Source organism: Mycolicibacterium sarraceniae, from assembly GCF_010731875.1.
Classification (GTDB): domain Bacteria; phylum Actinomycetota; class Actinomycetes; order Mycobacteriales; family Mycobacteriaceae; genus Mycobacterium; species Mycobacterium sarraceniae.
The window spans coordinates 2053908-2073931 of the sequence record NZ_AP022595.1; the positions used below are offsets into that span (position 1 = coordinate 2053908).

General features: G+C 64.2%; 17 protein-coding genes and 2 pseudogenes. 10 read left to right on the plus strand and 9 right to left on the minus strand.

Features of this window, described 5'->3' with window-relative positions; genetic code table 11:
* Positions 1-44: 44 nt before the first annotated feature.
* Positions 45-2198, minus strand: a complete 2154-nt coding sequence (locus tag G6N13_RS10175) for a TPR repeat domain-containing protein (RefSeq protein ID WP_163696716.1) — start codon at positions 2196-2198, stop codon at positions 45-47.
* 192 nt (positions 2199-2390) lie between these two features.
* Between G6N13_RS10175 and G6N13_RS10180 the strand changes: the two genes are divergently transcribed.
* On the plus strand, positions 2391-4130 hold the full coding sequence (locus tag G6N13_RS10180; protein ID WP_163701952.1) for an acyl-CoA dehydrogenase family protein: 1740 nt from the start codon (positions 2391-2393) through the stop codon (positions 4128-4130).
* A 1-nt stretch (position 4131) separates the two neighbouring features.
* Here G6N13_RS10180 and G6N13_RS10185 read toward each other — a convergent pair whose 3' ends face one another.
* From G6N13_RS10185 to G6N13_RS10195, 3 genes are read right to left on the minus strand one after another with little or no spacing between them, the layout of a single operon-like run.
* Positions 4132-4557: a protease inhibitor I42 family protein gene (locus G6N13_RS10185; protein ID WP_163696718.1), complete on the minus strand. Its 426-nt coding sequence runs from the start codon at positions 4555-4557 to the stop codon at positions 4132-4134.
* Complete coding sequence (locus tag G6N13_RS10190) at positions 4554-5411, minus strand: SDR family oxidoreductase (RefSeq protein WP_163696720.1); 858 nt, start codon at positions 5409-5411, stop codon at positions 4554-4556. The genes G6N13_RS10185 and G6N13_RS10190 overlap by 4 nt, the downstream gene beginning before the upstream one ends.
* A gap of 36 nt (positions 5412-5447) precedes the next feature.
* Entirely contained in the window at positions 5448-7037 is a 1590-nt protein-coding gene (locus G6N13_RS10195) for an alkaline phosphatase family protein (RefSeq protein WP_163696722.1), read from the minus strand.
* Positions 7038-7141: 104 nt separating this feature from the next.
* Here G6N13_RS10195 and G6N13_RS10200 point away from each other — a divergent pair.
* The 3 genes and pseudogenes from G6N13_RS10200 to G6N13_RS10210 all read left to right on the plus strand — a co-directional run.
* A pseudogene (locus G6N13_RS10200) lies at positions 7142-7849 on the plus strand (LLM class flavin-dependent oxidoreductase); the annotation flags it as partial.
* A 130-nt stretch (positions 7850-7979) separates the two neighbouring features.
* Entirely contained in the window at positions 7980-8732 is a 753-nt protein-coding gene (locus G6N13_RS10205) for a GAP family protein (RefSeq protein WP_163696726.1), read from the plus strand.
* Positions 8733-8736: 4 nt separating this feature from the next.
* The gene (locus tag G6N13_RS10210) at positions 8737-9954 is read left to right on the plus strand and encodes an MFS transporter (RefSeq protein WP_163696728.1); all 1218 of its coding nucleotides are present in this window, start codon (positions 8737-8739) and stop codon (positions 9952-9954) included.
* Positions 9955-9960: 6 nt separating this feature from the next.
* Here the strand turns inward: G6N13_RS10210 and G6N13_RS10215 are convergent, their stop codons facing one another.
* Positions 9961-12039 (minus strand): alpha/beta hydrolase family protein, encoded by a 2079-nt coding sequence (locus G6N13_RS10215; RefSeq protein ID WP_163696730.1) that lies wholly within the window; start codon positions 12037-12039, stop codon positions 9961-9963.
* A 574-nt stretch (positions 12040-12613) separates the two neighbouring features.
* On the opposite strand from G6N13_RS10215, the gene G6N13_RS10220 reads away from it, so the two are divergent.
* Together G6N13_RS10220 and G6N13_RS10225 are read left to right on the plus strand one after the other, a co-directional pair.
* Positions 12614-13084 carry a TetR/AcrR family transcriptional regulator gene (locus G6N13_RS10220; protein WP_235677989.1) on the plus strand — a complete coding sequence of 157 codons (471 nt, stop codon included), beginning with the start codon at positions 12614-12616 and terminating at the stop codon, positions 13082-13084.
* Positions 13085-13108: 24 nt separating this feature from the next.
* On the plus strand, positions 13109-13975 hold the full coding sequence (locus tag G6N13_RS10225) for a phytanoyl-CoA dioxygenase family protein (RefSeq protein ID WP_407663920.1): 867 nt from the start codon (positions 13109-13111) through the stop codon (positions 13973-13975).
* Positions 13976-14155: 180 nt separating this feature from the next.
* Here the strand turns inward: G6N13_RS10225 and G6N13_RS10230 are convergent, their stop codons facing one another.
* Positions 14156-14563 carry a GNAT family N-acetyltransferase gene (locus G6N13_RS10230; protein ID WP_163696736.1) on the minus strand — a complete coding sequence of 136 codons (408 nt, stop codon included), beginning with the start codon at positions 14561-14563 and terminating at the stop codon, positions 14156-14158.
* A gap of 74 nt (positions 14564-14637) precedes the next feature.
* Here G6N13_RS10230 and G6N13_RS10235 point away from each other — a divergent pair, with 74 nt between their 5' ends.
* The 4 genes and pseudogenes from G6N13_RS10235 to G6N13_RS10250 all read left to right on the plus strand — a co-directional run bounded on the left by G6N13_RS10235 (position 14638) and on the right by G6N13_RS10250 (position 17486).
* On the plus strand, positions 14638-15114 hold the full coding sequence (locus G6N13_RS10235) for a transposase (protein ID WP_163696738.1): 477 nt from the start codon (positions 14638-14640) through the stop codon (positions 15112-15114).
* Entirely contained in the window at positions 15093-15554 is a 462-nt protein-coding gene (locus G6N13_RS10240) for an IS3 family transposase (protein ID WP_163696740.1), read from the plus strand. The genes G6N13_RS10235 and G6N13_RS10240 overlap by 22 nt, the downstream gene beginning before the upstream one ends.
* Positions 15523-16765, plus strand: a pseudogene (locus G6N13_RS10245) (IS4 family transposase). The gene G6N13_RS10240 and the pseudogene G6N13_RS10245 overlap by 32 nt, the downstream one beginning before the upstream one ends.
* Entirely contained in the window at positions 16659-17486 is an 828-nt protein-coding gene (locus G6N13_RS10250; RefSeq protein WP_163696742.1) for an IS3 family transposase, read from the plus strand. The pseudogene G6N13_RS10245 and the gene G6N13_RS10250 overlap by 107 nt, the downstream one beginning before the upstream one ends.
* Positions 17487-17599: 113 nt before the next feature.
* On the opposite strand, the gene G6N13_RS10255 is transcribed toward G6N13_RS10250, so the two are convergent.
* From G6N13_RS10255 to G6N13_RS10265, 3 genes are read right to left on the minus strand one after another with little or no spacing between them, the layout of a single operon-like run.
* A complete protein-coding gene (locus G6N13_RS10255) occupies positions 17600-19426 on the minus strand; it encodes a JmjC domain-containing protein (RefSeq protein WP_163696745.1) in 1827 nt (608 codons plus the stop codon).
* Positions 19423-19716, minus strand: a complete 294-nt coding sequence (locus G6N13_RS26150; protein ID WP_163701955.1) for a 2OG-Fe(II) oxygenase family protein — start codon at positions 19714-19716, stop codon at positions 19423-19425. The genes G6N13_RS10255 and G6N13_RS26150 overlap by 4 nt, the downstream gene beginning before the upstream one ends.
* The gene (locus G6N13_RS10265) at positions 19611-19973 is read right to left on the minus strand and encodes a hypothetical protein (protein WP_163696746.1); all 363 of its coding nucleotides are present in this window, start codon (positions 19971-19973) and stop codon (positions 19611-19613) included. The genes G6N13_RS26150 and G6N13_RS10265 overlap by 106 nt, the downstream gene beginning before the upstream one ends.
* Positions 19974-20024: the final 51 nt, after the last annotated feature.

Genomic DNA, 20024 nt, shown 5'->3' on the forward strand with positions numbered 1-20024 from the left:
TGTGACAGCGACGAGTGCGGTCAGTCGATGAATCTCCAGGCGTCTCATTGCGGCGGCTGCGTCGTTTCGGTGACGGCGTTGTAGCGGCTGGACATCTGCACGTCGATGTCGTGATAGAGGTCGCGACCAGTTGTCGCGATCAGCGCCCGTCGGATCGCATCGTTGTACTCGCCGCCCGAAATCATTCCGCCCCTGTTTGCGGCGTATTCCTCTGCCGAGAGTATGAGGCGGGGTGCCTCGGGATGCTTGGGATCGGGTGGCGTCAGGAATTGATCGTCCGGCCCCTGTATGGGCACGCCGGACTGCGCCAGAGCGTTGAGTACCTGATTTTCACCCTGGCCAATGTCGAGGTTGGGCAACTCATGAGTATCCCAGCCAGTTGTCTTAGGAGGATCGCCGAGAAGAGTCTGTTCGAACGTTTTTGAAACAAGGTCTGTACCCGGTACCCCGCCGGCGTCAAGCCCGGCAAAGGCGAATTCGTAGGCAGATTTCTTAGCGTCGTATGCTGCAGCAGCCATGGCTTCCCCGTTGATATGCGCTGCGCCGGTGGCGTTGTGGATTCCGGAATCGACCAAGCCTTGCATGGTCATCGAGTCGTACAGTCGATGATTGTTGCTCGTCATGTCGACGCCATTCTTGTAGTCATTGGCGTAGTCCAGCTGTGCCTGCATGATGTCGCGGCCGGCCGCACCGTTGAAGTAGTCCGACGCCGCCTTGTCGGTGCTGAGCACCGAGAAGATGTTCTTGGCCACAGGCATGTTCGTCTCTTCGGTGTCCAACAGGCCAAAGCCGTCGTGGTGGCCGGCCGACGCCTCAGCGATGTCAGGAATATAGGGCGCCAGACCGTGCGAAAGCCCGCGTACTGCTTCAGGATTCAGCTCGCCGAGGGTCTGATTGCCAGGCATGTGAAAGAAGTCATTCTTGGGATCGCCGATGTACGCTCCGTACGCTGACGCCGTCTCGGCCGCCATCTTGGCGTCCGGCCCGTTGGCTGCGTCGCCCGTCCAGCTGAACATATCGCCGACCGCCTTGCCGTTGTCACCCCAGTCGGTGCTCAAGGCGCCTTTCATGAAATTGTCCGAGTACGCCGAGTCGCGGACGATGTCGTGAACCGCCTGATGGTCTTGTCCCGCCGTCGCCAGGACGTCGTTCACCACCGGAACGCCTTCGCCCGAGATTCCGGAATAGCCGCCCTTTGCACCCACCGGAGTGCCGTGGAATGTCGGCGAATTCATCATCTCCGTCGCCTTGTTGAGCATGCCGCGATCCAGTGCCGTGCCGCCCTGCCGCAGCCCCGTTCTGCCGTCCTTGACGATGTCGGTCACCTTGGTCATCTCGCCGAGTTGCGACATGCCCTTGGACTGCAATACGCCCTGCACACTGCGGGGCAGCGGGCTCATCCCGCCGCTGGTCATATTGTTCGGGTTCGCGAGCCCGCCCGGATCGGTCTTCGGGACGTGAACGTTGGGATTGCTCATCAGCTGCCACGAGTCACCCATGGCGGACTTCGCGTCGCCCATGTTCTGCTCGGCCGCCCTGAGCGCGTCCGTCGACATTCCGGCCTGCTGCGCCTGCATCTGACTCAGGATCGATGCCTGCACCGGCGTCAGCGGCTCCGTTCCGGCGCGCTGGCCCTCATTGATGGAGCCCAACACCGCCTTCACCTCCGCGGCGGCACCCTGGTCACCGGCGAGTGCTTTCTCGACGGTCTCCTTCGCGACCTCCGGCGAAACGTTGCGGTCGTTGCCGATGCCGTCGGCGGTCTCGGAGATCGCGTTGTTCACTGCCGAGGCCAGATGCTGATCGGTGGAGTCGGCCCGCCGCGATAGGTCCACGATCGCGTTATGCACGATCTCGACGTGATGTTCTAGCTCGGCCCGTTTTTCTGGATCGCCGGGCACTATGTAGTGCAATTCGGCGGTAGCGGTGTCGATCACGATGCCCCAGCGGTCGGCCATGTGCTGGATCCGCGACCACTCCGATCTGATGGACTCGACCTCTGAGGCTGCCGACGAGACATCGCGGGCCGCCTGGTCGCACTCATCGGCATGGGCCAGCATCGTGTTGCTGATCGCCATCGCCATCGACGATGCTGCCTCGAACGAGTTCCCCTGCCCCATCAGGTTCGTGATGATCGATTCCTGGTTGTGGGCGACATCGCGCACCTGGTTCGCCCGACTGGTGGCGGCCGTGGCCACCGCGCGTATCGATCCCGGATCCCACGCTTCCAGATCAGTCAGCGAAATCCCCACAGCCAGCAAACTTACCGGAGTGGTCCGCCAGGGCAATTCACTTTGACACGCCACTGTCCAGGCCCGCATCCCGTGAACCGCCGATCCGGCGACCGCGATCGCGCTAGATTCGACGCTTCGATGACGGAAGGGCACGCCATGACGAGCACCGGCGGGCAATTGTTCAACCCCAACACCTATGACCCGCGACAATTCGATCCCGCCACCCGGCGCCAGCTGCGGGCCCTGATCGATTGGTTTGAGGAACGCGGCAAGACACGGCTGCTGCAAGACGACGCCGAGGCGGCGTGGGTGTCCGACTTCCTGGACTTCGTCAAGCGCGAGCGAATTTTCGCGACCTTCCTCACCCCGTCGGAATTCGGCCTCGGCGACGACGACAAGCGCTGGGACACCTCCCGCAACGCCGCGCTCGGCGAGATCCTCGGCTTCTACGGACTGGCGTACTGGTACGCCGAGCAGGTCACCATTCTCGGGCTGGGCCCGATCTGGCAGAGCGACAACATCAAGGCCAAACAACGCGCCGCCGAGCAACTCGAAAACGGCGGAGTGATGGCCTTCGCACTCTCCGAACGCGAGCACGGCGCCGACATCTACAACACCGACATGATCCTGACGCCCACCGACGGCGACGAGGACGGTGTTGTCTTCCGGGCGACGGGCCAGAAGTACTACATCGGCAACGGCAACGTGGCGGGCATGGTGTCGGTGTTCTCCCGCCGCGCCGATATCGACGGCGCGGAGGGCTATGTGTGGTTCGTCGCCGACAGCGCGCATCCCGCCTACGAGTTGATCGGCAACGTCGTGCACGGCCAGATGTTTGTGAGTACCTTTGCACTCCAGGACTATCCGGTTCACGAGGAAGACATCCTGCGCACCGGGCCCGAGGCGTTCTCGGCGGCATTGAATACGGTGAATGTCGGCAAGTTCAACCTGTGTAGCGCCTCGATCGGGATGTGCGAGCACGCGTTCTACGAGGCGATCACCCACGCCAACAACCGCATTCTGTATGGCAACCCGGTCACCGACTTCCCGCACGTGCGGGCCAGCTTCGTCGACGCCTACGCCCGGCTGCTCGCGATGAAGCTGTTCAGCGACCGCGCAATCGACTACTTCCGCAGCGCCAGCCTCGACGATCGGCGCTACCTGCTGTTCAACCCGGTGACCAAGGCGAAGGTGACCTCGGAGGGCGAAACGGTGGTGCGTCTGCTGTGGGATGTGCTGGCTGCCAAGGGGTTCGAACGCAATACCTACTTCGCCGAAGTGAAGGATCTGATCGGTGCGCTGCCCCGCCTGGAGGGCACCGTGCACGTCAACGTGGCGCAGATCCTGAAGTTCATGCCCAACTTCCTGTTCAACCCGGGCTCATACCCGGAGGTGGGCACCCGTGACGACCCGGCGGACGACGTGTTCTTCTGGGCCCAGGGCCCGGCCAAGGGTGCGTCGAAGGTGCAATTCGCCGATTGGGCTCCGGTCTTCGAGAAGGCCTCGGCCATCACGAATGTCGCACTCTTCCTCGAACAGGCTCGAGCTCTTCAGGCGTTGTTGTCCACCGCCGCACCCGACGCCGATCAGCAGCGCGACCTCGACTTCATGCTGATCGTCGGGCACCTTTTCACGCTGGTGGTCTACGGTCAGCTGATCCTGGAACAAGCCGAACTGCGTGGACTCGACCATGACCTGGTCGATCAGATCTTCGACGTGGCGGTCCGGGACTTCTCCGGATATGCGGTGGCCTTACATGGCAAGACGAGTTCGACTCCGGCACAACAAGAATGGGCGCTGGCAGCGGTGCGCAAACCGGTGACTGACGCCGACCGCTTCGACCGGGTATGGCAGCAGGTGCAGGCTTACGACGGCGCTTATGAGATGCGCCCGTAAATCAGCGAACCGTGACCGTAGCGGCGAACGTCCACGCATCCTTGGCACCACCCGGCCAGGGCTGCCCGTAGTGGGTGGTCACGGTGGAAGTGCCGGACTTGAGGGCCTGGAAGGTCCAGGTCACGGTTCCCGGGGCGCCAGGCAGGTGGACGCCGGAGGGCCCAGAGTCATAGTGGTCGCGTTGCTCGATCACCGCGGCGTCACTGATCTGGGCCTGAGCGTCCCACCGGTAGCCGGTGGATGGGTTGGACGCCAGGTTGACTCGCAGTGTGTCACCCGCGCTGAGCGCGATGTCGAGGCTGAGGTGCTTCTTCGTCAGCAGGTCGTCGTAGGACACGTCGATGGTCGTATTACCCGGCGGCTTTTTGATATCGCCGCACCCGGCCAGCGTCAGCGCCATCACCAGCACGGCGATCAGCCGGATCATTGCGAGAAGCTCTCGTTGCGCTTGAACCGGCGCAGGTAGGGCACCAGCCGCCAGGCCGGCACCGAGGCCGGCCAGTCGGTGGCGCGAAAGTATGCATCAGAGCCGCCGTCGACGAACAGAACACTGCCGCAGAGGAAATCGGCTGCGTCGGAAAGCATGAACACTACCCAGTCGGCTAACTTCCCGGGGTCGCCGAACCCCCCGATCGGCACCGGGAAGGAATGAATCGCCTTGGCTTCGGCCGGGGTGGACAGCTGCTTTTCCAGCAGTGGGGTCAGGATCGCGCCCGGGGCGATCGCGTTGAGCCGGATTCCCGCCCCCGCCCAGTCACGGGTCACCGCATGCTCGCGAACCCAGCGACTGACTGCGACCTTGGAAGCGCCGTAGGCCATCGAGGAGGCGGCCTTGCCGAACAGTCGCAGTGCCCGCACCGCCTTGTCGCCGTCGCCGGCCAGCAGCGCGCGGATGGCGCGGCCGGGTATCGCGGGGATGGTGGTGGTCGAATTGCTGGAGAAGACAACCACTTTCGCTCGGTCTCCGGCGGCCAGCGCGGGCCGCCACGCTGCCAGCAGCTCCACTACACCGAAATAGTTGACCTGGGTGATCAGCGCCGGCTGCTCACGACCCGGGGTTGGCCCGAGCCCGGCCGCCAACACCGCCCCGTCGAGCCGCCCGCCGCAGGCGCTTCGCACGGCATCGGCCGCGGCCCGTCGACCGGCCGGCGTGGAGAGATCGGCCACCACATCGGCGGGCTGGATATCCACCCCGATCACGGTGTGGCCGTTGGCGCGAAGCCTCTCCGCGGTGGCCTTTCCCATGCCCGATGCCGAGCCGGTGACGACGTAGGTACCCATCGAAGTGAGTATGGCCTACCGCTGTCGTCGGCGGCGTCAGGCCACCAGCACCGCGGGCACCTTGGGCTCGATCGCCGCCGATGGCGGAGGCAGCGGGTGTCCCTGCGGGAAGATGTCCACGCCGGTCATCCAGGCGACCAGTTCGGCGAGCGCACTGGTGGCCGAGACCCCCACGTCGCCGAGGACCTGAACCACTACCTTGGCGACCGCGGCCAGCTGGCTGATCAGGAAGACGTTTCCGTCGGCGATTTCCTGCAGCTGCGCGGTGAGGCTGTTGATTCCGCCGTTGAGGAAATACGGAATGCTGGCGAAGATCGTGCGCACGCTCAACGCCACATTGGTGGGGATGTCCGGCCATCCGCTGCGCGCGATCGCGTCGTTGAGTGCCTGGTCCAGATCGACCGGAAGCACGTTGCTGCCTCCGAGCGTCGTCAGGGAAACCCCGGGGGAGCCGGCCGGCGGCGGTGCGCCGAACAACGACAGGACGGTGGGTGTGACGTCCACGATCGAGTAGGCCAGGTTCACCCGGCCCGGGTCGAAGCCGTTGCCGTTGGCGATGACCCACGTCGACGTCTCATCAGGTGACTGGAATCCGTGCCCGAAGCCCAGCTGCGGCTGGTGGCCGTGGTCGGTGACCACGATGACCGTCCAGTTTTCGCCGGAGGTGTTGATCGCCTCCATGATGTCGCCGATATTAGTATCGGTGCGGTTGATCGCTGCCGCGTATTCCGATGAGGCACCGCCGTATTGGTGCCCGGCCTCATCGACCTGGACCAGGTAGGAGAACAGGAAGTTCGGCGGCTCGCCGCTCTGGATCGCCGCGACCGTCTGCGCGGTCACCTCAGCGTCGGTCAATGACCAGTTGGCATCGCCGGGAACCTGTGCGACGAGCGAGTACGTGTCGACGGGGTACTGCCCCGCGTTCGCGATATCGGTGATGACATCCCAGTCCGCGATCGCCATCGTCCGGATGTCGGAGTTGTAGTACTCGAGCTGATTGAACACCGTCGGCCACTTCTTACAGGTCTCGGGCGTGAAGATGTTGTTGATGGCCCCGGTCTGGTTGTCCCACGCCCCGGTGAGAATGGCCGTCCACGAGGGGTTGGAAATCGTGGTGTGCCCGACGATGCTCGCGACTCCGGTGACGCTATCGCCCATCAACGCGTCGAAGTTCGGATTGTCGCCCGCCAAGATGCGGCGCAGGTTGGTGCCGTCCACGCCGATCACCAGCACATGGACGTCGGTCGGGTTGGCCAGGTTGTAGGTGACGTTGATGACCGTCGTGGCCGAGGCCGCGCGGGTACGCGGCGACTGGCTGATGGGTACGAGGCTGGCCAGCGACGGTAGCGTCGCCACCTTGCGCGCCTGGACCGATGGTGCCGCTGTGGCTCTCGCCGGGGCGATGGTCTCCGTTCGGCGTGGCCCGGTGACCGCGCTGCTGGCCTTTGGCGCCTGCTTGCGTGAGCCGGCCGGCGAGGACGAACTCGAACTCGATGACTTGGACGCACCCGGCGAATCCGGGGAACCCGAGTCCGCGGAGGCGACGGCGGTCGCGACCGCCGAGCCGGCACCGGCGACCACGCCGGCGACCGCTACTCCCAGACATACCTGCTTGATCGTCGCCACGTCGTCGTCCCCGATCTCTAACAGTTATTGCACAGCAGGGTCACAGACTAGATCGAGGATGAGTTCGAGCATGCCGTTTCTGCGTGCCCACTACCATGCGTTCGGTGGACGTCGACGTCATGACCACCGCCCTTCCGCTCGGACAGATCGGCGGACTGGCGCAGCGCACGCAGGCCGCCGGATTCTCGGGAATGTTGTTCACCGAGACCGGCCGAACGCCCTACCTCAACGCCGCCGTGGCGGGACAAGCCGCACCGGGCCTCGAGCTATCGACCGGTGTCGCCGTTGCGTTTCCGCGCAGTCCGTTCATCACCGCGGCCACCGCATGGGAGCTGCAGGAGGCGACCGGTGGCCATTTCCGGCTGGGGCTGGGCACCCAGGTGCGCACCCACGTCACCCGGCGTTACGGGATGCCGTTCGAACGTCCGGGCCCGCGGCTGCGCGACTATGTGCTGGCCGTCAAAGCCTGTTTCGCTGCATTCCGCACCGGCACACTCGATCACCACGGTGAGTTCTACAACCTCGACTTCATCACCCCGCAGTGGAGTGCCGGCCCCATCGAGGTGCCCGACCCGAAGGTCGACATCGCCGCCGTCAACCCCTGGATGCTGCGGATGGCCGGTGAGGTGGCCGACGGTGTGCACGTCCACCCGATCGGCGAGCCCGGGTACATCGCGCGCCACGTGGTGCCGAAAGTGGCTGAGGGAGCGGCGAAGTCGGGGCGGTCGCCCGCCGATATCGCATTGATCGTGCCAGTGATGACCGTCGTCGGCGACTCCGACGAGGAGCGCGCGGCCGAACGCGAACGGGTGCTCTACAACGCGCTCGGCGATGACGAGCGTTTCGAACGCTACGGCGAGGTCGCTCGCCAGCTTTCCCAGGGCGCTGCGCGGTAGCGCGGACGGCGCGTTAACCTACGCCCATGCCAGCGCGGATGTGCCCGTGAGTACACACCTCGCCGTTATCGCCACTTTGGCGCTCGCCTTGCTGTTCAGCCCCGAGACGCTGGTCCTGGGACTGGTCGTCGCCAGCGACAAAGTGGTGCCCAAGCAGGCGACGTTCGCCTTCTCCAGTGGCGCACTCGTCGGTATCGCTTTCGCCACCGGCATCGGGGTGGGGATCGCGGCCCTGACCGGTGCCGCCGCCGCGTCGAGCGCCCACAGCACCTCCTGGCCGGGCTTCGTCGTGCGACTCCTGATCGCGGTCGCGCTGCTGGCGATCGGGATCCGGCGGGCGCTGGGCGCCATCCGGCACAAACCGATCGCCGACGTCTCCAAACCCGAGCGCCAGCGTCGCAAGCTGCCGGCAAAACTGGTCGAGCGCTTCCCGGGGCTCGATCCGAAGACTGATTTGCCAGCGCGCCAACGTATTACCCGGGCAGCGCTGGCCGGCTTCACCATCTGCGGGCTGCATCCCAAGGTCTTCCCGATCGCTATCGCGGCCGGTCATCAGATCCTCCAAATCGGAGATCGGGGCGAACGCACGCTCGGTGCCGTCGTGTTCGCGGTGATCGCCGTCATCCCAGCGATAGCGCCGACCGTCATCGAATTCGTCCGACCGGGGGCAGCCGTCCGGATCAAGGAAGGCTACGAGCAGATCATGAAGGCGCATGGGCGCTGGATTGTCGCGGTGCTGCTGCTGGCGGCCGCCGCGTACGTCGGCCATGGTGCCTTCGAACATATGCCGGGGCACTGAGCGCATGAGCCCTCAGGCCGATACGAATTCGATTCGCCTCGGCGGGTTGCTCAGCGGGGTGTTGCTGACCCAGATCGTCAACAGCGCAGTACATTTGGCGCAGCCGCTGCTGGTCGCCGACCTGTCGGGATCGCTGGGCAGCGCCGCGTTCTTCGCCGCGTTCGGCACCGGGGTCCATATGTTCGGTACCTTCGTGGCGGGCTGGCCGACCGACCGTTGGGGTGCCCGGAGGGTCCTGGTGTTCTCGACGCTGCTGCGGGGTATCGTCCTGGCCGGCATTCCGCTGGCCATGGCGTTGGGGATCGCCACCCTGCCAGTCGTGATGGGCCTGTACACCCTCGAGGCACTGGTCCGCGGCTACGTGGACACCGCCGTGCACACCGTTCCCCTCGAGATGGTCGGTCACCGTCGAGATCTGTTGGACCGGATCAACTCCCGCTACGAAGTCGTCTTCGAGGTGGGCGCGGTTGCCGGCCCGTTGATGCTCGGTGGGCTGATGGTGTGGGCGGACGGCATCGTCCCGCACATCGTAATCCCGATCGGATTCGTGCTCTCGGCAGCGTGCTATCTCTTGATCCCCAGAACGTCGACACTGACGGCGGATACCGACGTCAAGCCGCACGGCGGCTCCTGGGCGGGCCTGAAATACATTGTCGCCCATCCGTATCTGCTGCTGGTGGTCGTCGGGCTTATGCTGTTTCACCTCTACGAGCTGCGCAAGATCCTGAGCGCGTTCTTCGCCAAAGGGTTGCTTCACCATCCCGCCGAGGTCGGGCACGTCGGGGCGGCCTTCGCGCTGGGTGGAGTGGTCGGCTCGGTGCTGTATGCGGTGACGCGACATCGGAAGACGGGCATCGGGTGGGTGTTCGCCGGGGCAGTGGGGACGGTGTTCCTCGCGGTGGGCTGGATCCCGGTGAACCTGCCGATGATGTCGGTGGCGGTGTTCATCTTCGGAGTGGGTAACGTGTGCGCTCGGCTGGTCCTGACCCGGTGGCGTCAGGAGCTGACCCCGCTCGAACATGCCGGCGGTGTCACGGCTGCTTCGGAATTTGGCCGCACGGCCGCGTCTCTCGGTGTCGCCAGCGCGGTGGGCGGAGCCTTTTCGTCGAGCTCCAGTGCGTACGGCGCGTTCGGGATCGTCGGCGGAATGCTCGGGCTCTTCGCCGCCGCGCAATTCGTGTTGGCGCGGCTGTACGCCCGCAAGGGTCACCCGGAGCTGTAAGTCCGGCTACGCGGCGTTAACCGTGATGGTCGACGGGTCGACAGTCGGCAACGTGAGCGCGATATTCGACACGGTCACCTCACCCGTCGTCCCGACCGCGCGGTATGAGGCCGACGATGAGAACAACTGCACGGTCACTTTCTGACCGGGCTTGAGTGTCTGCGCCACCATTTCCAGATCGACGCTCGCGGTCTGTTGGGTGCCGTCCAGTGTCACGAGGATTGGAGTGACCTGATTGCCGAGCACCTGACCGGTCGAGTCGTCGACGAGCTGCGCGTAGAGGTGATCCCCGCTGCCTGTTCCCGAGTAGGTGAAGCTGAGATGTGGCGTACCAACGACATACGTGGTTGTCGTGACGGCAGGCGTCGTGACGTTCAGTGCGTTGATGGCCCGTGACGACCCGATGGGAAGCACTCCGAGCAGCCCGCCGGCCCCCAGGAACGGAACCATGTGCAGGGTCTTGGGTGTGGTGCTGGTCGCGACCACCGGGTCGCTCGGCGTGAGGTCATAGGACGTCGACGAAAGCCGTTGGCCCCGTTGGTCGACCCACTCGAACTGCGGACCGGTCGCGACGTCGGTGTCGCCCTTGACATAGCGATTGAGCCACTCGAGGGTACGCTGGGCGATCAGCGTGCCGCCGGTGTTGAACAGATCGTTGGTGCACACGCCGTGACCGCCGCAGAACCACAGCACCTTTGTCGGGACGCCGTTGTCAATGAGCGCCTGGGCGTTGGCGTTGGCTTCCTGCAGAGTGAACAGGGTGTCGACGGTGCCTTCGATAAGCAGTGTGGGAGCGGTGATCTGGTCGAGTAGGTAGTCGGGCCCGCGCTCGGCGAGAAGGCCTTGCTCGTCCTGCGTCAGCGACCCGGTCAGGTCGCCGTAGATGGTGGCGGGGATGATTCTCGGGTTGGTCCGAGCGAGCGTAAGCACAAGGGCCGCAGCCAGAATCTTCCCCCAGCCGCTCTTGAATGACTGTGACTTGTAGAGCGCGGTGTTGAGGCTGTTCCACGCGATGGTCGGCACGATCGCATCCACGCGGTGATCGGTTGCCGCCGTGACCAATTGGATGCCGCCGCCGTAGGACGCGCCCACCATGCCGATCTTGGGATCGAGGTCGCTCGGATTTCCGTCGAGGGCGACCTCGGGTTGGGTGGCGAGCCAGCTGATGATCGCCGAGACGTCCTTGGCCTCGTAAGCCGGTGAGTCGATCTGCAGCGTACCGCCCGAGCTGTATTCGCCGCGCGGGTCCCAGGTCACGACGTTGTAGCCGGCATTGCGCAGGGACAAGATGCTCGGCATACCCAGAGCGTTGGTGAGTACGCCATCCAGGACGCTGCCATTGATGCTGGTCTGGCCGGGCATTCCCAGGCCCGGGCCGTCGAGGATGGTCGGCGCCGTGGCCCCGTTTTGCAGTCCGGCGGCCGGCATGAAATGGACGTAGATTTCAGTGCCGTCGAACGAGACCACCTTGACGTCGCGCGGCTGCGCGGCGTTGGGTGACGAGCCCGGCTGCACGGGGTAACCGAACAGCGGATGAAGGATGTCGCCGAAGATCGGGATCTGATGAATGGAGGCCACGATCGGGGTGAACAGGACCGGCCCGAGGACGGGGATGTGCTGCAGGAACGCCAGCGGCGCCGTCTGCGGTATCGCGACGACGTTGGTGGGGATTGTCGGCTCGTCGGCTGCGGTGGTGACCTGAGCCGCGGTCGTCGTCGCGGCTGCAGTGCGCTGGGTGGTGGTCGCCGGCTCTCGGCGGGATGCTGCCGCTAGCGCCAGTGTCGTCACTGGGTTATCCGCCGGTGCTGTGGGAGTGTCGTCGACGCGTGCTCTGGTGACCGCGGCCGTCCGAGCCGGGGTCGACCGGGCGGATACCGGCTGCGCGACCTTGCTCGTCGCGGGTCTGTCGGTCTTGGCGTTGGCGGCTGATGCGGGTCGGGCCGTGGCGGCGTGCTGCGCTGGCGACGAATCTGTCGAGATCGACGGCGTGGCCGCGGCCTCTCCGGCTCCGGAGACGATCGCGACCCCGATTCCCAGCGCTACCGCTAATCCGCCGATCCGACCCACGTACGCCGCTGCAGCCATTCGTCTATAGGTAGCGTGACCCGCCCGTTGTGTCTGGCGGTTGGCCAAAGTTGAATTCAGACTCTGACGATTCCGTCAAAAACTGTCGAGCTCGCACCGGCAGTTGATGGTCGGTCTTGAGCGACTCTAAGGCCGGCTGGGTGGGCGCATCTGCCGATGCGCTGGTGGCGATGGCTGACGCATGGCAACAGGTCGCCGGTCAACACCACACAAGCCTCATTCAGCAGGCCGCGCACGTGACAGACGCCGCCCATGAGTTCCGGTCCATGGACGATCGCAGCGCCACCGAACTCAGGCAGGTCGGCCAACGAGATGCTCACGGAGAAAACGTACCGGCGTTCCGACGCTGCCGGTATTCACTCGCCAGCCTGCATCGAGATCGGCGCAGGAGATGGGTGTAGGAAGTCGCCGATCTTGTCGGTTTGCCGCCGCGCCGACCTGGGGATTGTCGCTAGCGTGGCGGTGGGCGATTCCCGCTAACGTGTCGGAATCCTCAGCGAGCTGTTCGTCGCTTGAAAATGAGTTGGCCGACACCGGGTCGTTCGAAGTGGCTGCCGTCGCCCGGCGAGCCGGGGTGAGCGCTGGCTTGCCGTATCGGTACTTCGGAACCCGAACTGGCTTGCTGGTGTCGGTAGTGGATGCCTTCTACCAGAGGTTTTGCGATGCCATTGCGCTGCGGGACTATGACGCGCCGACTTGGGCCGAACGGGAGCGTCAACGCATCACGGATTGGGTGGACTTCCTGTATCGCGAACCAGTGGCGCCAGTGATCCTGGCCGGGCTCGGTGAAGGTGAGCTGGCGACAGCGCGTGGGCGCTGGCTGCAGGAGATGAGCGCGATCGGTGCCCGCAACATGGCTCAAGGGCAGCGCGATGGGGAAATACCGGGGGCGCGCGATCCCGAGTACCTGGCTGCGGCCACGATCGGAGGCACCAACGCCGTCGTCGCAGTGTGTCTGACCCGCGATCCGCGCCCACCCGCGGACGTCGTCATCGACGAGCTGTGGTCGTTTGTCTCCGGGGCCGTCGGCCTCCGGTCATCCTGAAAGGCAGTATCCATGTCCCGCAGCATCTCCCACCCGCCTGGCCGTGTCGAAAAAGTCGAGGACCTGTACGGCGACGTCGCCGGAACCTACCGATCAACCGCTGCCACGTCGACCGCCGGCATTCCTGCGCACGTAATCGAGTCCGATCTCGCCACGCTTGACCGCGACGGGTACCTGGTCGTCGAACGCCTCATGCCATTGGAGCTCTGCGCCCAGATCGCCGAAACTATGGATACCCTGCTGGGCCATGTCGGCCGTAACGTCTTTGAGGGCCTCCACACTCAGCGGGTCTACAGTTTGCTGACGAAGGCTCGCGTCTGTGATGCGCTGGTCGAGCATCCCCGGGTGCTCGCATTGCTTGACCGGCTGCTGTTGCCGAACTATCTGCTGTCGCAGCTTCAGTCGATCAGAATCGGCCCCGGGGAGACTGCACAATTCCTGCACTTCGACGACGGCATGTATCCCTTGCCCCGTCCGCGCGCCGCGCTCAGCGCAGCCACCATCTGGGCAATTAGCGACTTCACCGCCGACAACGGTGCCACCGTAGTGATCCCGGGCAGCCACCGCTGGGATGACACACGAAGGCCCACCGATGCGGACGAACACGTCAGCATCGTGATGCCAGCAGGGTCGGTCGTGTTCTTCGTTGGCACCTTGTGGCACGGGGGCGGCGCGAACCGTACCTCCGATCAAGGTCGGCTCGCCGTCACCGCGCAGTACTGTCAGCCATGGTTGCGTCCCCAGGAGGCATTCACCTTGTCGACACCGCCTGAAACGGTTCGGGGGCTGTCGGAGGGTATCTGCCGGATGCTCGGCTACAGCATTCACCCGCCGTTCATGGGCATGGTCAACGGCATGCACCCCAAGCGGATCCTCGAAAATACCCGCTAGCCAAGCAATCTGGGTTGCAGGGCAGCGCCCGGCACACTGCACCAACGGCGACAACGTGGCCTACCCACCATCCAATGTCGTTGACACCATTGCGGGTAACGATCTCCCGAGACGGGCGTGGCAACAGTCGTACACCCCGACGGCCCGTTGTAGGTGGCCCGGTCAAACGCCTGATATGAGTTACCAGAGATCACCGGCACGCCAGTCGCAGATCAGCGCTGCCGACTCTTCAAATCGGTGGCCAGTGCTGACCGTCGGCAAGACAAAAATCCGATCAGTCGGATTGTAGGTATCGACCACCCCCTCGGGAGTGTCCGCCTGAGTCAGACCGAACCAAGGCCGCCAACCCCGACCGGCATAGAACGGCGCGGCACTCTCCACTGCGTTGAGAGCGCCGATCTGATGCTTAGCGCGGATGATCGCCTCCGCGTGATCCATTACCAGACTCCCCAGACCTCGGCCCTGTTGGTCGGCGCGAACGGCGACGCTCTCGACGTACCCCGTCACGAACACTTCACTGCCGTAACGCAGAGTGCGAGTCACCACCGAGGCGTGACCCAGCAGCGCGTCATCTTCGGTGAACAGCACGTGCACTGAGCTTCCCCAGTTTGAGTGGACACCTGAGATAGCGGGGCCGAGGGTCCTGCTGGAAGGATGTCGGGATGTCTCGAACTCGTCGGTCGTTTACACCGGAGTTCAAAGTGGAGGCTGCTCGGCGGGTGATTGATGGTGGCCGATCGGTCACTGAGGTTGCCCGGGAGTTGAACGTTCATGAGAATCTGTTACGTAAATGGGTTGTAGCTGAACGGGTTCGGGCCGGTGCCGCTCTCGACGCGCGCGAGCTACCGCCGGACGGGGACCGGTCGGCGGTCGAGCACGCGGAGTTGGTGCGGTTACGTGCTGAGCTTGCCGAAAAGGACCGTGATATTGCGTTCCTGAAAAAAAGTATCGGCGTACTTTGCGGCACAGCAACACCGGTGAGTCGTTTCGAGCTCATCGCCGCGGAGTGCGCCGACCACGACATCTCGAAACTCACCGAGCTGCTGGGTGTTTCGCGGTCCGGTTTCTACGCGTGGGCGGCACGGCAATGCCGGGTCGAGCTGTCTGCGCACCAGCAGTGGCGCGGGATCTGGAGGTGAAGATCCTGTCCCATTGGAAGGCCTCACGCCGCACGTACGGGTCGCCGCGGATCACTGCCGATCTGCATGCCGAAGGCGTCACCGTCTCGGAGAACACCGTCGCCAAGGTGATGGCCGAGATGGGCGTCGAAGGCATCAGCCCGCGCACGTTCAAGGTCAAGACCACCGTTGTCGATCCGACCGCATCGTTCCCGCCGGACCGGGTCGGCCGGGTCTTTGACCCAATGCCGTTAACTTTAGCGTCGTCGCAGGTCAGCGGGATTAGGATCGAAAGCTGTTGCTGTAGAGCGTGTTCAGTGGATGTGAACGGTGCCGATCGAGCGAAGGTGATGTGTTGGCCGGCACGTTCTTCGCGCCTCAGATTGGCTCCTAGAAGTATTGCGCTGCAAAGGATTACGCATCACACTTATTCGTGTGGTCGACGAGGGTGCCGGTGGTGAAAGCGGTCGTAGGGACCGGTTGACCGACCGGATCGGCTTGGGTGTGCTGACCAGGCTGGTGCACCGCGATCTCGTCGACGAGGTGCTCGCCGACACCGGCCGCACCGAACGGCGCCGTCGGCTGCTGCCGGCCCGGGTGGTCGCCTACTTCGTGCTGGCTATGACGTTGTTCTTCGACGACGCCTACGAAGAGGTAATGCGCAAACTCGTCGACGGGTTGCGGTTTCTGCGGTCCTGGGACGAGGACTGGCAGCTGCCCACCTCCTCAGCGCTGTGCCAAGCCCGGGCCCGGCTGGGTGCCGAACCGATCCGCGAGCTCTACGCGCGGGTCGCCCGGCCGCTGGCCGGGGCAGGCACGCCGGGCGCGTGGCTGGGGGATCTGCGGGTGATGGCCATCGACGGCGTCCAACTCGACGTTCCCGACACCGCCGACAACGAAGACGCCTTCGGTCGCGGTGTCAGCCAGGGCCTGGACGCCCCCTACCCGAAGGTCAAGGTGCTCGGACTGGGCGAATGCGGCACCCACGCGGTGATCGACGCCCACCTCGGTGGCGTCCTCGTCGACGAGCGTGAACTCGCCCGCCCCTTGCTGGCCAGTGTCGAACCCGGGATGCTCGTGCTTGCCGACCGCGGGTTCTACAGCCGCGAATTCTGGCAGGAGGCCACTGCGACCGGCCGAATTGCTGTGGCGGGTGCAGTCAGCACTGAAATTGCACGTAGTCACCGACCTGGCTGACGGCTCGTATCTGAGCGTGCTGCTGACCACCATCGAACGTCAACGCCTGCGACGCCACGAGGCCCGCGGCCTGCACGCCGTCCCTCGAGGCCCCATGGTGCGCGTCATCGAGTACGACATCACCAACCGCGAGACCCACAGCGGATCGCCCATCCGGCTGATCACCACCATCCTCGATCCGGAGCTAGCCTCCGCCACCGAGCTCGCCGCGGTCTATCACCAACGCTGGGAATTCGAATCCAGCCTCGCCGAGATCGAAACCCGCCAACGCGGCAGCTACCGGGTCCTGCGCTCGCACAGCCCCGAGATGGTGCGCCAAGAGATCTGGGCGCTGTTGTTGACCCACTACGCGATCCGCGCGCTGATGTATGAGGCCACCAACCCCGACGGACTCGACCCGCTACGGATGTCGTTCATCCGCACCCTGCGCATCGTCCGCCGCCACGTCACCGGGCAGGCGGGTTTTTCCCCCTAACCGACTCGCCACCAGCCTGCGTCACGCCGTCGCCGAGATCCTCCAGCGACCCAACCCGGCCAGACGGCACCGCACCTACCCCCGCGTCACCAAACGAGCCAGCGGCACAAAGTTTCCGCGAAAAACCCTGGACCACAAAAAACATCAGACACCGAGGGCCACCCGACATCCGACTCACCCGCCTACAAAGTTAACGGCATTGGTCTTTGACCAAGGGCGTATCGATGCGGTGTGGACCTCTGATATCACGTACTTGACCTGCGGTGAAGGGGATGCCTTCCTGTGTGCGATTCGCGATGAACACTCGCGGCGGGTGTTGGGTTGGTCGCTGGCCGACCACATGCGCACTGAGCTGGTCGAAGCCGCCGTCGATGCTGCGGTGTTCATCCGCGCCGGCAACGTCGCCGGCACCATCCTGCATGCCGATCGAGGCGGTCAATTCACCAGCCACGACATGGCCCAGGTTTGTTCTGAGCATGGCTTACTGCGCTCTATGGGAGCGACCGGGATCTGCTGGGACAACGCCGGAGCCGAATCGCTATGGTCGACGGTCAAACATGAGTATTACAAACGCCACGCGTTCACCACGTACGCGAATCTTACTGCAGGACTTGACAATTACATCAGATTCTACAACCATGAAAGGCGACACAGTTCGTTAGGGATGATCTCACCCATCGACTTCGAGATCGCCTCACAGCCACGTCAGCAATCAAGCTAACCGTGTCCACTTTTTCTGGGGAACCTCACACACCCTCAACACCATGCAGCCAATCATGGGAACGGAAACTCTCCCCAAACGCCGCTCGGACCAACGCCTCAGCGGTGTCCAAATCATGTTGCGTCAGTTCGTCGGATTCGGCGATCATCACATCCATCACCTAGCCAGAATCCCACGCCAACAACGCGAACCCCCGGAGGGCGCGCTGTTCCGATCTCGACTTCCCATGCCTTCGGGCCGACAACCTGTAGCACAACGAAGTTGTGGTCATCGACATGCAGACCAAACGCCGATTCGTCGGAGGTAGTCAGGTACGCCTGTATCCAGACTCGTGCGTCGAGTTGGTATTCCAGTGATTCCTGAATCCGTTGGACAATCCTCGACGATTCCTGGAAGTGGTTGTAGATGAGCGTCGCTCCGCCGGCCAGGTAGTCGCTGATCGCGGCGGCGTTGATGTGAGAGTGAACGATCAACCCGTCGCCGATCCGTGCGGACATGAAATGGCGCGGATGTACGTCCATACCGTGCTGAACCACGCGGATGTTCGACCACAGCGGGCCCGGCCGCATCAGGTCGCGCCACAACTCAAGCTGGAGGGCCCGAATTGCCGGCTGTGTGAACTGTGGCAGCCGACCGACGCCCTGGAACCCGATCGGCCGAATCTGCACGACGATCTCGGAGGCGAGGATGTACCCGTAATCCATCATTGCCGCAGCGCGCCGCCGGGTCAGTCTGTCCAGGAGTGGGGCGAGGTCAGCGACGTCGCAATCGAGCTGATGCGCGATGTCGTCGGCGGAAGCCTCGTCGAGTTGGTTGAGGACCGAGCACAGGTGGTCCAGATCCATGTTCGGCATTGCACTGTGCGTCGCGCGACCGTTGGCGAACAGTGAATTCTCATCTGCGGGCTGACACACGCTGTTGAAGCGCGCCGAAAATGGGCGGCGACAATCAGGCGGTGAAAGATGTTGGAGCACAGAGCTATGTGGGGCGAGCGTCGCGCCACACGATGTCAGTCGCCGCAGCTCGCGATCGAGGCGGGTAGGCAGATCGGCCAGGTGGGCTTGCAGGTCCGCGGCGGTTGAACGCACTGCTTGTCGCACGTCCTCACGACGATCGGGCTGGCCTGTTCGATCGTCATCGTGGGTCACTAGGCCCGCGAGAAGGTCGTTGATGACACGCTGAGAGCTGTTGGGGAACACCGTAATTCCCAGGAAAGCCGAAGGAGCGGTGTTCCGGAACACGTGGTACAGGCCAGCGGGGATACACAGGAAGTCGCCGGGTTCCAGGACGTATCGCTGCGCTCGGTCCAGATGCTCCTTGATGGCGAACGAGACGCCGTTGAGGGCGGGGCTGCGGCTGACCACCGCTCCCGAAGGCTCACCTGCTGGCCACACCCATGCGGTCTTCTCTCCCGGGCCGAGATGGTAAATGAACGACGGCTCGTAGTCGACGTGGATACCGAACGGCGTCCACCCCTCGCCGCCGCTGATGAACGTGTAGGTATCGAGAACCTCGACGGCGCGATGGTGCCCCAGATCAACCAGTTCGTTGACCCTGCTGATGTACCAGTCACCCAGCTCGATGTCCCATTGGGCAAGCTCGTTGATCGCCACACATGCCGAGGGGCCTGCGCCGCGACGCAGCCACGTCGGCGCATCAGCTGCTGTACCAGGTGCGAAAGCCGCGAGGTGGTTCGTCAGCTGGTAGTCGAGCGCGAACCCGCGGAAAGCACGCAACCGGACTGAACCGTCACCTGAGGCAACGATCGTCTCCAAGGCGCGAACAAGGCCGGCGGACAGCTCCGGGCCGCGGGCGAACGCAGATTGCACGTGGACGACGTCACGGAAGCTCGGCCCGTGATCGGCCAGAAACTGCACATAGTGAGGTGAAACGTCGGCCGACCCGCCGCACAGCGCGTGGGGTTTGACTGGTGCGCTCACGTGCGTGCCTCATCCGGGAGGGTTGCGGCGCTGAGGAAGCCGGAGATCGATTGTCGGATATGGGTTCCCGCTAGCTGATCGACGCGTCGAATCCGGTGGACGGTGGGCGCCTGCATCACCACGAGCCGATTTGACCGTGGAACGATCGAGGTCATGTTGCACGGCGCTGCGAGGACACTGTCAGCTAATTCGCCTGTCGCCGGGATGTTCTCGGGTTTGCAATCGAACAGGTCCAGTTCGCCACCCCAGTCGCTCGACCACTGGCTGAGGTAGTAGATGAAGGCAGCAATACGTGGGCGCCGTCGTCATGCCAGCCGAGTTTCGTGCCGACCGGGTAGACGGCAAAGAACGTCGAATAGGTCCAGGGGTGCGCAAGGGCGTCGGCGCCGATCCGGTCGGCAACGGCATCGGCGGCGTGGGTCGCGAGTGTGCGAACGGCTTCGGCATCATCGGTGGCGGTAACGACGCCGATAGTGCCGTCGGGTCCTGGTGCGGTGTAGCACAGTCCATCGTGGAAGCGATCAATAGCACTCAGTGTGGGACGCACGGGGGCAGCTCCGAAAGCCTCTCGCACGGTAGCTAATTGGTTGCTGTCCAG

Excerpts from the sequence above, each read along its gene's own strand:
- G6N13_RS10180 (WP_163701952.1), top strand. The coding sequence starts at position 2,391 with ATGACGAGCACCGGCGGGCAATTGTTCAACCCCAACACCTATGACCCG.
- G6N13_RS10185 (WP_163696718.1), bottom strand. The coding sequence starts at position 4,557 with ATGATCCGGCTGATCGCCGTGCTGGTGATGGCGCTGACGCTGGCCGGG.
- G6N13_RS10190 (WP_163696720.1), bottom strand. The coding sequence starts at position 5,411 with ATGGGTACCTACGTCGTCACCGGCTCGGCATCGGGCATGGGAAAGGCC.
- G6N13_RS10210 (WP_163696728.1), top strand. The coding sequence starts at position 8,737 with ATGAGCCCTCAGGCCGATACGAATTCGATTCGCCTCGGCGGGTTGCTC.
- G6N13_RS10215 (WP_163696730.1), bottom strand. The coding sequence starts at position 12,039 with ATGGCTGCAGCGGCGTACGTGGGTCGGATCGGCGGATTAGCGGTAGCG.
- G6N13_RS10235 (WP_163696738.1), top strand. The coding sequence starts at position 14,638 with ATGTCTCGAACTCGTCGGTCGTTTACACCGGAGTTCAAAGTGGAGGCT.
- G6N13_RS10250 (WP_163696742.1), top strand. The coding sequence starts at position 16,659 with ATGAGGCCACCAACCCCGACGGACTCGACCCGCTACGGATGTCGTTCA.